The organism is Pseudomonas sp. Ant30-3 (genome assembly GCF_000690905.1).
Taxonomy (GTDB): domain Bacteria; phylum Pseudomonadota; class Gammaproteobacteria; order Pseudomonadales; family Pseudomonadaceae; genus Aquipseudomonas.
Genome location: NZ_JMCL01000041.1, coordinates 1 through 11,608, shown reverse-complemented (window position 1 = coordinate 11,608; position 11,608 = coordinate 1). Strand labels below are relative to the sequence as shown.

General features: G+C 59.5%; 10 protein-coding genes. 7 read left to right on the top strand and 3 right to left on the bottom strand.

Annotated elements, in window-relative coordinates; genetic code table 11:
• The 4 genes from DU29_RS1000000133230 to hisC form a co-directional block, all read left to right on the top strand.
• Positions 1-205, top strand: a 205-nt coding sequence (locus DU29_RS1000000133230; protein ID WP_236645601.1) for a hypothetical protein, incomplete at its 5' end; no start/stop codon positions are given.
• A gap of 8 nt (positions 206-213) precedes the next feature.
• Complete coding sequence (gene hisG / locus DU29_RS0111585) at positions 214-849, top strand: ATP phosphoribosyltransferase (protein ID WP_007901570.1); 636 nt, start codon at positions 214-216, stop codon at positions 847-849.
• Between the two features lie 124 nt (positions 850-973).
• Entirely contained in the window at positions 974-2,299 is a 1,326-nt protein-coding gene (hisD, locus tag DU29_RS0111580) for a histidinol dehydrogenase (RefSeq protein WP_028621854.1), read from the top strand.
• 2 nt (positions 2,300-2,301) lie between these two features.
• A complete protein-coding gene (hisC, locus tag DU29_RS0111575) occupies positions 2,302-3,354 on the top strand; it encodes a histidinol-phosphate transaminase (protein ID WP_028621853.1) in 1,053 nt (350 codons plus the stop codon).
• 159 nt (positions 3,355-3,513) lie between these two features.
• Here hisC and DU29_RS0111570 read toward each other — a convergent pair whose 3' ends face one another.
• The 3 genes from DU29_RS0111570 to algW form a co-directional block, all read right to left on the bottom strand.
• Positions 3,514-4,233 (bottom strand): DUF4198 domain-containing protein, encoded by a 720-nt coding sequence (locus tag DU29_RS0111570; protein WP_028621852.1) that lies wholly within the window; start codon positions 4,231-4,233, stop codon positions 3,514-3,516.
• 12 nt (positions 4,234-4,245) lie between these two features.
• A complete protein-coding gene (locus DU29_RS0111565; RefSeq protein ID WP_028621851.1) occupies positions 4,246-6,351 on the bottom strand; it encodes a TonB-dependent siderophore receptor in 2,106 nt (701 codons plus the stop codon).
• 75 nt (positions 6,352-6,426) lie between these two features.
• Entirely contained in the window at positions 6,427-7,593 is a 1,167-nt protein-coding gene (algW, locus tag DU29_RS0111560) for a Do family serine endopeptidase AlgW (protein WP_028621850.1), read from the bottom strand.
• 102 nt (positions 7,594-7,695) lie between these two features.
• Here algW and DU29_RS0111555 point away from each other — a divergent pair, with 102 nt between their 5' ends.
• The 3 genes from DU29_RS0111555 (at position 7,696) to cysN (ending at position 11,526) form a co-directional block, all read left to right on the top strand.
• Positions 7,696-8,454, top strand: a complete 759-nt coding sequence (locus DU29_RS0111555; RefSeq protein WP_028621849.1) for a Nif3-like dinuclear metal center hexameric protein — start codon at positions 7,696-7,698, stop codon at positions 8,452-8,454.
• A gap of 246 nt (positions 8,455-8,700) precedes the next feature.
• Positions 8,701-9,618 carry a sulfate adenylyltransferase subunit CysD gene (cysD, locus tag DU29_RS0111550; RefSeq protein ID WP_028621848.1) on the top strand — a complete coding sequence of 306 codons (918 nt, stop codon included), beginning with the start codon at positions 8,701-8,703 and terminating at the stop codon, positions 9,616-9,618.
• A 9-nt stretch (positions 9,619-9,627) separates the two neighbouring features.
• On the top strand, positions 9,628-11,526 hold the full coding sequence (gene cysN / locus DU29_RS0111545; RefSeq protein ID WP_028621847.1) for a sulfate adenylyltransferase subunit CysN: 1,899 nt from the start codon (positions 9,628-9,630) through the stop codon (positions 11,524-11,526).
• Positions 11,527-11,608: the final 82 nt, after the last annotated feature.

Sequence of the window (11,608 nt, the reverse complement as noted above, 5' to 3'; positions counted from 1 at the left end):
AGGGAGCTTGCTCCCGTTGGGCGCGAAGCGGCCCGAAAAAATGGGACTGCTACGCAGTCCAGCGGGAGCAAGCTCCCTCGCCACAGTACGGTGTCTGCTGTTAACTGATTTGTTTCAAATCGAGGCTGCTTTCATTGTTGAAGCAGCCTCGATGTATGTCTGGCGCCGTTTGCGACCCGACAGCAATAGCCTGATGAAGGACTGACGTTTCCCATGTTGACCATCGCACTGTCCAAGGGCCGCATCCTTGACGACACCCTGCCGCTTCTGGCTGAAGCGGGCATCGTGCCGACCGAGAATCCGGACAAGAGCCGCAAGCTGATCATCCCCACGACCCAGGCCGACGTGCGCCTGCTGATCGTGCGTGCCACCGATGTGCCGACCTATGTCGAGCATGGTGCCGCGGACCTCGGCGTCGCCGGTAAAGATGTGTTGATGGAATACGGTGGCCAGGGTTTGTACGAGCCATTGGACCTGCGCATTGCCCTGTGCAAGCTGATGACCGCCGGCCGCGTCGGTGATGTCGAGCCCAAAGGCCGTCTGCGTGTGGCGACCAAGTTCGTTAACGTTGCCAAGCGTTATTACGCCGAGCAGGGTCGTCAGGTCGACATCATCAAACTGTATGGTTCGATGGAGCTGGCGCCACTGATCGGTCTGGCGGACAAGATCATCGACGTGGTCGACACCGGCAACACCTTGCGCGCTAACGGCCTGGAACCTCAGGATTTCATTGCCGACATCAGCTCCCGGCTGATCGTCAACAAAGCTTCGATGAAAATGCAGCACGCCCGTATTCAGGCGTTGATCGACACTCTGCGCAAGGCAGTGGAGTCACGACACCGCGGCTGATTCACTTGCGCGACGCCAAGTCGCGCCGTCTATCCGCCTCATAGCCAGAATTCTCAGGTGCCCAAGCGGATCGAATGTTAGCTTCGGGCGCCTGAGTTTTTGCCAATCCTATGAGGCTCTCGCTATGACCGCACCGACTGCAATTCGCCGACTCAACGCTGCTGACCCGGATTTCGCCCATCATCTGGATCATCTGTTGAGCTGGGAAAGCGTGTCCGATGACTCGGTCAATCAGCGAGTGCTGGACATCATCAAAGCTGTTCGCGAGCGTGGTGATGCCGCGCTGGTGGACTACACCCGGCAGTTCGACGGCCTGGACGTCGCCTCCATGGCGGACCTGATTCTGCCACGCGAGCGCCTGGAACTGGCGCTGACGCGAATCACCGTACCGCAGCGCGAAGCCCTGGAAAAAGCCGCTGCGCGGGTGCGCAGCTATCACGAAAAACAGAAGCAGGATTCCTGGAGCTACACCGAGGCCGACGGCACGGTGCTGGGCCAGAAAGTCACACCGCTGGATCGCGCCGGTCTGTATGTGCCGGGCGGTAAAGCGTCGTACCCGTCTTCAGTGCTGATGAACGCGATTCCGGCCAAGGTTGCCGGGGTGACTGAAGTGGTCATGGTCGTACCGACGCCGCGCGGTGAACTCAACGAACTGGTGCTCGCCGCCGCCTGCATCGCCGGCGTTGATCGCGTGTTCACCATCGGTGGCGCGCAAGCGGTTGCCGCGCTGGCTTACGGCACCGAGAGCGTGCCGAAAGTCGACAAGGTGGTTGGCCCGGGCAACATTTATGTCGCCACTGCCAAGCGCCATGTGTTCGGCCAGGTTGGCATCGATATGATTGCCGGCCCGTCGGAGATTCTGGTGGTCTGCGATGGCCACACCGATCCGGACTGGATCGCGATGGACCTGTTTTCCCAGGCCGAACACGACGAAGACGCTCAGGCGATTCTGGTCAGCCCGGATGCCGAGTTTCTCGATAAGGTCGCGGCAAGCATCGCCAAGCTGCTGCCGACCATGGAGCGCGCAGAAATTATTGAAAGCTCGATCAATGGCCGTGGCGCATTGATCCTGGTTCGCGACATGGAACAGGCCATCGAAGTGGCCAACCGCATCGCGCCGGAACACCTGGAGTTGTCGGTCGCAGATCCGCAAGCCTGGTTGCCGCAGATTCGCCACGCCGGGGCAATCTTCATGGGCCGTCACACTTCCGAAGCGCTGGGCGATTACTGCGCCGGGCCGAACCACGTGCTGCCGACATCCGGCACAGCGCGCTTCTCGTCGCCGCTGGGTGTGTACGATTTCCAGAAGCGCTCGTCGATCATTTTCTGCTCGGAGAAGGGCGCGTCCGAACTGGGCAAGACCGCTTCCGTGCTGGCCCGTGGCGAGTCGCTGACGGCCCACGCCCGCAGTGCTGAATACCGCATTGTTGATGAGCAGAAGGGGAACTGAATATGAGCAAATTCTGGAGCCCGTTCGTCAAGGATCTGGTGCCTTACGTGCCCGGCGAGCAGCCGAAACTGACGAAACTGGTAAAGCTCAACACCAACGAAAACCCGTATGGCCCATCGCCGAAAGCGTTGGCGGCCATGCAGACAGAACTCAATGACAACCTGCGGTTGTACCCGGACCCAAACAGCGACGTGCTCAAGCAAGCCGTTGCCAGGTACTACGGCGTGCAGGGCAATCAAGTGTTCCTCGGTAACGGTTCGGACGAAGTCCTGGCGCACATTTTTCACGGCTTGTTGCAGCACGATAAACCACTGTTGTTCCCGGACATCAGCTACAGCTTCTATCCGGTTTACTGCGGGTTGTACGGCATCGAATTCGACGCGGTGCCGCTCGATGAGCAGTTCCAGATCAACCCGGCAGACTATGCCAAGCCAAACGGCGGGATTATTTTCCCCAACCCGAACGCGCCGACCGGTTGCCTGTTGGCACTGGACGCCGTCGAGCAAATCCTCAAAGCCAGCCCGGATTCGGTGGTTGTGGTGGACGAGGCTTACATCGATTTTGGTGGCGAGACGGCAATCAGTCTGGTTGACCGCTATCCAAATCTGCTGGTGACGCAGACGCTGTCCAAATCACGTTCATTGGCGGGCTTGCGTGTCGGTTTGGCGGTCGGGCATCCGGACCTGATCGAGGCGCTGGAGCGGATCAAGAACAGCTTCAACTCCTACCCGCTGGATCGCATGGCCAATGTCGGCGCAGCGGCGGCGTTCGAAGACCGCGAGTATTTTGACAAGACTTGCCGGTTGGTGATTGAAAACCGTGAATGGGTAATTTCACAGTTGCAGGCCAAGGGCTTTGAGGTGCTGCCGTCGGCGGCCAACTTCATTTTTACCCGGCATCCGCAGCATGATGCTGCGGGCTTGGCAGCGAAGTTGCGCGAGCAGGGCGTGATTGTCCGGCACTTCAAGCAGGAGCGGATTGCGCAGTTCTTGCGGATCAGCATCGGCACGCCTGAACAAAATCAGGCGCTGATTGATGGCCTCGGCGACCTTTAGACCGCTTTCGCGAGCAAGCCCGCTCCCACACTGGATCTTCTTCGAGATAGATATCAAGTGTGGGAGCGGGCTTGCTCGCGAAGAACGATAACGCGGTGCACCTGGTACACCGCGGTGTTGCCATCGCGGGCAAGCCACGCTCCTACAAGGTTTTGTGAATCACTCGTGATGCGGTTCGCCCAGAAAGGTCAACGAAGTGAAAAGCCCGCGGCTGTTCACATCAGCACTGTCCTTCACCGGCACCTCAACCTGCGCTGCAATCACATTCAGCCCTTCATTGCGTACCAACACCTGCGCTCGACCGTCTGCGTCAGTCTCGGTGCTGACCGTGCCCGGCGCACTGCGGTAATCGCCGATCAACTTGACGCCCGCCGCCGGTTTCCCATCCAGTAAAACCCGTACTGGCAACGGCTTGCCCGGTCCAACTGCCAGCGGATCAACCTCCGGCAGAATCAGCAGTTTTATCTGATCGAGCTTTGGCAACTTCGCCCCCGGTTGGTAAATCGCCAGACTGTATTTGAAGGTCTGAGTCGACTCGATCGCACCCGGCACTTTGTTGCGTCCTTCATTGATCCATTTCTTGTCGGCCGTCTGCGACCACATGCCGTTATCCAGCGCCACCGCCATCACGGCGGGCGATTTCAACGGCTGCAGGCGGGCGTGATCAACCAAGCGCTGCACGGTCACCGGGATCATTCGGCCGGCGCCGTCATAGGCCCAGGCGCCGCTGACTTTCATCGGTTTGAACGCGTTATCTTCTGCGCCATGGCCGTAGATCACTTCAATGTTGCCGCGGCGTTGTTCGGTCCACAGACCATGGGCCGACGCTTGGGTAGCGATCAGCAGGCCGAGCAGCGCGAAGGGTTTGAGCAATTGCATGAGGACGTCCTTTTACAGATTGAGTGTCAGGCTGACGGTGAAATTGCGAGGCTCGCCGGGGTTGACCCAGTAATTGCTGTAAGCGCGCTCGAAGTATTTCTCGTCGAAAAGATTGTTCAGATTGAGCCCAACGGTGACGTTCTCGCTGGCCTTGTAATGCGCCAGCAGGTCGACGGTGTGATAGGCCGGCAGCTCGAATTCGCCGCCCGATTCACCGGAGCGATCACCGACGTATGTGAATGCCGCGCCGACATCCGAGCCGCGCAAGTGGCCGTCCTGAAATTCGTAAACCCCGAGCAGGCTGCCGCTGCGTTTGGCTACGCCGAGAATCCGGCTGCCGGCAGGAATGACCTTGTCGCCCTCGGTCACTTCCGCGTCGATATAAGCGAAGGCGCCGATCACTCGCACCGCGTCAGTCAACTGCCCGGTGACTTGCAGGTCGAAACCCTGACTGCGCGCCTTGCCCATCGCGCGGCTGGTGTCCGTGCCCGGATCGAGCGCCAGCACGTTTTCCTTTTCGATATGAAAAGCGGCGAGGGTGCTGCTCAAACGCTCGTCGAACAGCTCACTCTTGATTCCGACTTCGTAGCCGACACCTTCCTCCGGGTTGAAAGACTTGCCAGAGGCGTCGAGCCCGTTATTGGGTTTGAACGAGGTGGACGCGTTGGCAAACACGCCGACTTGCGGCGTCAGTTGATAAAGCAAACCCACCCGTTGCGTCAGCGCGTCGTGGGTTTGCCGAGTGGTGGCGCCACGGGTGTGGTCGTCGATGCTTTGCTCGAAATGTTCGAAGCGCGCCCCGACCATGCCGCGCAGTTTTTCGGTGAAGACAATCTGGTCCTGCAGGTTCAGCGCCTGACTTTCCACGTGCTCGAAAAAATCGCTGCCCGAGCGCGCGCCGTTCGGTTTCGGCTGGCCGTAGACCGGCCGGTAAATGTCGATCGGGTAGGTGCTGCCGGCAATGGTCGTGACCCGTTCGTTTTTGCGATAGTTCTCGTATTCCGTGCCGATCAACAGTTCGTGCTGCCAGCTGCCAAGGTCGAACAGGCCGCGCAATTCAAGTTGCGTGATGCTGTCGTGCCAATCGCTGTCGCGCTCGCGATAACGGCGGTTGACGGTGTGGCCGTCGGTATTCAACGGGCGCGCTTCGGAGGCGAAACCCCAGAGTTTGCCTTCTTTGTAATGGCTGGCCAGACGCAGTTTCCAGGCGTCGTTGAGGTGATGTTCCAGCGCCGCCTGCAACATGTTGTTGTGGTTATCGATGTCGCCGTCATCGGGCTCGCCGAGGAACGTCGAACGCGAGACTCCGCTCAATGTGTTGTTCGGCGCAACGATGCCGCGATCAAATGTCGAGCTATGGCGCACGAACTCGCTTTCCACCAGCAGGCTGGTGTCCGGGTTCAGTTGCCAGCTGAAGGAGGGCGCGACGAATACCCGCTGACTGTCGACGTGATCGCGAAAGCTGTGGTTGTCCTCAACCGCGAGGTTGACGCGGGACAGCACATTGCCGTCCTCGTCCAGCGGCGTGTTGACGTCCAGCGCGGTGCGGTAGCGATCCCAGCTACCGGCGCTGGTTTGCAGCGTCGTGAATGCGTCGGGCTGCGGTTTTTTGCTGACGATGTTTACCGTGCCGCCGGGGTCGCCTCGGCCGTACAGGCTGGCGGCGGGGCCTTTGAGCACTTCGATACGCTCGATGTTGGCGGCGTCCGGCGTGGTCGGGTAGCCGCGATTGGCGCTGAAACCGTCCTTGTAGAACTCGGAAGTGGTGAAGCCGCGCACGCTGTATTCGTACAGGGTCAGCCCGCCGAAGTTGTTCTGCTTCGACACGCCACCGGCAAATTCCAGGGCGCGCTCGACGCTGGTGCTGCCCAGGTCCTTGAGCACACTGGCGGGGATCACGCTGATTGATTGCGGAATGTCACGAATGGCGGTGTCGGTTTTGGTCGCGCTGGCCGATCGCGTTGCGCGGTAGCCATGGACCGGGCCGGTAGGCGATTCGTAGTCGGACGTGACGCTGATGGCGTCCAGTTCGAGGGGCGCAGATTCTTCAGCGAAGACCGGATCTGCCAGCAGGCCGAAGGCGAGCGCTGCGAGGGAAGCCCTTTTTCGAGACGACATGTTATGTTGTTCCAATAGTGATATTGAAACAATATAACATGACCGTTGAGAATGTCTTGTATTAGTGCGCCGAGCTTACTCTTCGGATTTTTCCTTGACGGGTGCCGGCGCCGGTGGCGGACGCAGGCCAATTTCAGCCGTCAGATTGATTTCCTTGCCGTTGCGCATCACCAGGATCGTGACTTTGTCGGTCGGTTTGATCCGCGCTACCTGATTCATGGAACGACGACCATCGCCGGCCGGTTCGCCATCAATCGCGAGAATCACATCACCCAGCTGCAGGCCGGCCTTCTGTGCCGGGCCATCACGGAAAATGCCCGCGACAACAATGCCGGGTCGTCCCGACAAACCAAACGATTCGGCCAGTTCCTGGGTCAACGGCTGCACTTCAATGCCCAGCCAGCCGCGAATCACCTGGCCGTGTTCGATGATCGACTTCATGACTTCCATGGCCAGTTTCACCGGGATCGCAAAGCCGATGCCTTGCGAACCGCCGGACTTGGAGAAGATCGCCGTGTTGATGCCGGTCAGGTTGCCGTTGGCATCCACCAGTGCGCCGCCGGAGTTGCCGGGGTTGATCGCCGCGTCGGTCTGGATGAAGTCTTCGTAGTTGTTCAGGCCCAATTGATTACGCCCGGTGGCACTGATGATGCCCATGGTGACGGTCTGACCGACGCCGAACGGGTTACCAATGGCCAGGGCGACATCGCCAATGCGGATGTTGTCCGAGCGGCCAACGGTGATCGACGGCAGGTTTTTCAGATCGATCTTCAATACGGCGAGGTCGGTTTCCGGGTCGCTGCCGATCACCCGGGCAAGGGTTTCACGGCCGTCTTTCAGGGCCACGACGATTTGATCGGCGCCGCTGGTAACGTGGTTGTTGGTCAGCAAATAACCTTCGGGGCTCATGATCACGCCGGAGCCGAGGCTCGATTCCATGCGTTTCTGCTTGGGCGAGTTATCGCCGAAGAAACGACGGAACTGCGGATCTTCGAACAGCGGATGGTTCGGCTTGTTGATCACTTTAGTGGTGTACAGATTGACCACCGACGGCGCGGCCGTGGTCACTGCGTCGGCATAGGACACCGGGCCCTGTTGCATCGTGGTGGTTTGCGGCGCTTGCTGAAGGTTGACGTCGAGGCTTGGAAGCCCGACCCACTCCGGGTAACGCTGGATAATCAACAGAGCGATAAGCACGCCGGCCAACAGCGGCCAGCTGGAAAAACGCAGCGCCTTGAGCATTAAGCACGTCCTGGAAGGTTGCAGGCGGAATGAGACCGCCCATAATGTCGCGCATTATACGAGGCGGCGCACGCCTCTGAACGGGATATTTAGGAGTCTTTTATGGCCGTCGCCCTGAGCACCCTGGTCGAAGAAGCCGACCGTTACTTGAACAGCGCAAAGATTGCCGATTATTGCCCCAACGGGTTACAGGTCGAAGGCCGGCCGCAAGTAATGCGCATCGTCAGCGGTGTGACGGCGAGCCAGGCGTTGCTCGATGCCGCCGTCGAGGCGCAGGCCGATCTGGTGCTGGTGCATCACGGTTATTTCTGGAAAGGCGAAAACCCGTGCATAACCGGCATGAAGCAGCGGCGCTTGAAAACGTTGCTCAAGCACGACATCAGTCTGCTGTCCTATCACCTGCCGCTGGATCTGCACCCGGATGTCGGCAACAACGTGCAGCTGGCGCGTCAGCTCGACATTACGGTCGAAGGCCCGCTCGATCCGGATAATCTCAAAATTGTCGGCCTGGTCGGCTCGTTGAACGAACCGATGACGCCACGGGATTTCGCCCGGCGTGTGCAGGAAGTCATGGGCCGCGAGCCGTTGCTGATCGAAGGCAGCGCGATGATTCGCCGCGTTGGCTGGTGCACGGGCGGCGGTCAGGGTTACATCGATCAGGCGGTGCTGGCCGGGGTCGATCTGTACCTTAGCGGCGAAGCGTCCGAGCAGACGTTTCACAGTGCGCGGGAGAACGACATCAGTTTTATCGCCGCCGGTCACCACGCGACCGAGCGCTACGGCGTGCAGGCGTTGGGTGATTACCTGGCGCGGCGTTTTGCTGTTGAGCACATCTTTATTGATTGCCCGAATCCGATTTAAAGAGGGCTGATATCCCGGTAACGCAGGATCAAAACGGTGGGAGCGAGCCTGCTCGCGATGACGGCCGCACATCCAACATTTGTGTGGCTGACACACTGCCATCGCGAGCAGGCTCGCTCCCACATGGGTATATTCATATACCCTTTCGATCTAGTCGGCGCCCTGATTAGAAGAGGTCGCTGTGCTAGGATTCCTCGCTCGAACACGGCCCGCTGGCCGTCCACAAGATCGTTTTCGTGAGTAGCCATGGTCGACAAACTGACGCATCTGAAACAGCTGGAGGCGGAAAGCATCCACATCATCCGCGAAGTCGCCGCCGAGTTCGATAACCCGGTGATGCTGTACTCCGTCGGTAAAGATTCCGCCGTGATGCTGCATCTGGCGCGCAAGGCATTCTTCCCGGGCAAGCTGCCGTTCCCGGTGATGCACGTCGACACCCGGTGGAAGTTCAAGGAAATGTACGCGTTCCGCGATCGCATGGTCGAAGAGCTTGGCCTCGACCTGATCGTGCACGTGAACCCCGATGGCGTCGCGCAGGGCATCAACCCGCTGACCCACGGCAGTGCCAAACACACCGACATCATGAAAACAGAAGGCCTCAAACAGGCCCTCGACAAGCACGGTTTCGACGCCGCTTTCGGTGGTGCTCGTCGTGACGAAGAAAAATCCCGCGCCAAAGAGCGCGTGTATTCCTTCCGCGACACCAAGCACCGCTGGGACCCGAAGAACCAGCGTCCAGAACTCTGGAACGTCTACAACGGCAACGTCAACAAGGGCGAATCCATTCGTGTGTTCCCGTTGTCGAACTGGACCGAACTGGACATCTGGCAGTACATCTACCTCGAAGGCATTCCGATTGTGCCGCTGTATTTCGCCGCCGAGCGCGATGTCATCGAGATGAATGGCACCTGGATCATGATCGACGATGAACGCCTGCTCAATCACCTGAGCGACGAAGACAAGGCGCGCATCGTCAAGAAGAAAGTCCGTTTCCGTACGTTGGGTGACTACCCGCTGACCGGTGCGGTCGAGTCCGAGGCCACCAGCCTGACCGACATCATTCAGGAAATGCTCCTGACGCGAACTTCCGAACGCCAGGGCCGGGTCATCGATCACGATGGCGCAGGCTCGATGGAAGAAAAGAAACGTCAGGGTTATTTCTAAGGGGTTGTCATGTCGCACGTATCTGATTTGATCAGCGAGGACATCCTCGCCTACCTGGGCCAGCACGAACGCAAGGAAATGCTGCGCTTTCTGACTTGTGGCAACGTCGACGACGGCAAGAGCACCCTGATCGGGCGCCTGCTGCACGACTCCAAGATGATCTATGAAGATCACCTGGAAGCCATCACCCGCGACTCGAAAAAAGTCGGCACCACCGGCGAAGACATCGACCTGGCATTGCTGGTCGACGGCCTGCAGGCCGAGCGCGAGCAGGGCATCACCATTGATGTCGCTTACCGCTATTTCTCCACCGCCAAACGCAAATTCATCATCGCCGACACCCCGGGCCATGAGCAGTACACCCGCAACATGGCCACCGGTGCGTCCACCTGTGACCTGGCGATCATTCTGGTCGACGCCCGTTACGGCGTGCAAACCCAGACCCGTCGCCACAGTTTCATCGCCTCGTTGCTCGGCATCAAACACATCGTGGTCGCCATCAACAAGATGGACCTCAACGGCTTCGACGAAAGCGTGTTCGAGTCGATCAAGGCTGATTATCTGAAGTTCGCCGAAGGCATCGCGTTCAAGCCGACCACCATGGCTTTCGTGCCGATGTCGGCGCTCAAGGGCGACAACGTGGTGAACAAGTCCGAGCGCTCGCCGTGGTACACCGGGCAATCGCTGATGGAAATTCTTGAAACCGTCGAGATCGCCAGCGACCGCAACTACACCGATTTGCGTTTCCCGGTGCAGTACGTCAACCGTCCGAACCTGAACTTCCGTGGTTTCGCCGGTACTTTGGCAAGCGGCGTCGTGCACAAGGGCGACGAAGTTGTCGTGCTGCCGTCGGGCAAAAGCAGCCGCGTGAAGTCCATTGTCACCTTCGAAGGTGAGCTGGAACACGCAGGCCCGGGTCAGGCGGTGACGCTGACCATGGAAGACGAAATTGACATCTCGCGTGGCGACCTGTTGGTGCATGCCGACAACCTGCCGCAAGTGACCGACGCCTTCGACGCCATGCTGGTGTGGATGGCTGAAGAGCCGATGTTACCGGGCAAGAAATACGACATCAAACGCGCGACCAGTTACGTTCCGGGTTCGATCACCAGTATCGTCAACCGCGTCGACGTGAATACCCTGGAAGAAGGTCCGGCCAGCTCGCTGCAATTGAACGAGATCGGTCGGGTCAAGATCAGCCTCGACGCCGCCATCGCGCTGGACGGTTATGCGAGCAATCGCACCACCGGTTCGTTCATCGTCATCGACCGTTTGACCAATGGCACCGTCGCCGCCGGCATGATCATCGCTCAGCCGCTGGCGCATGGCACCAGCACCCACCACGGTAAACTGGCGCACGTGGCGACCGAAGAGCGTGCACAACGCTTCGGCCAGCAACCGGCCACCGTGTTGTTCAGCGGCCTGTCGGGCGCTGGCAAAAGCACGCTGGCGTATGCGGTTGAACGCAAACTGTTCGACATGGGCCGTGCGGTATTCGTGCTTGATGGCCAGAACCTGCGTCACGACCTCAACAAGGGTCTGCCGCAGGATCGCGCCGGGCGTACCGAGAACTGGCGTCGTGCCGCGCACGTTGCGCGTCAGTTCAACGAAGCGGGGCTGCTGACACTGGCTGCGTTCGTTGCGCCGAGTGCCGAAGGGCGTGAGCAGGCCAAGGACCTGATCGGCAAGGAACGCTTGCTGACGGTCTACGTGCAGGCTTCGCCGACGGTGTGTGCCGAACGTGACCCGCAAGGTCTGTACGCGGCCGCAGGGGATAACATCCCGGGCGAGTCCTTCCCGTACGACGTGCCGCTGAATGCCGATCTGGTGATCGATACCCAGTCACTGTCGCTGGAAGAAAGCGTCAAGCAAGTGCTGGATCTGCTGCGTCAGCGTGGCGCGATCTAGGATAGGAGCAGCGGTTAGCCTTTAGCTTCAAGCTGCAAGAAGAAACCCGCCGATGAGTGATCATCGGCGGGGTTTTTTTTGT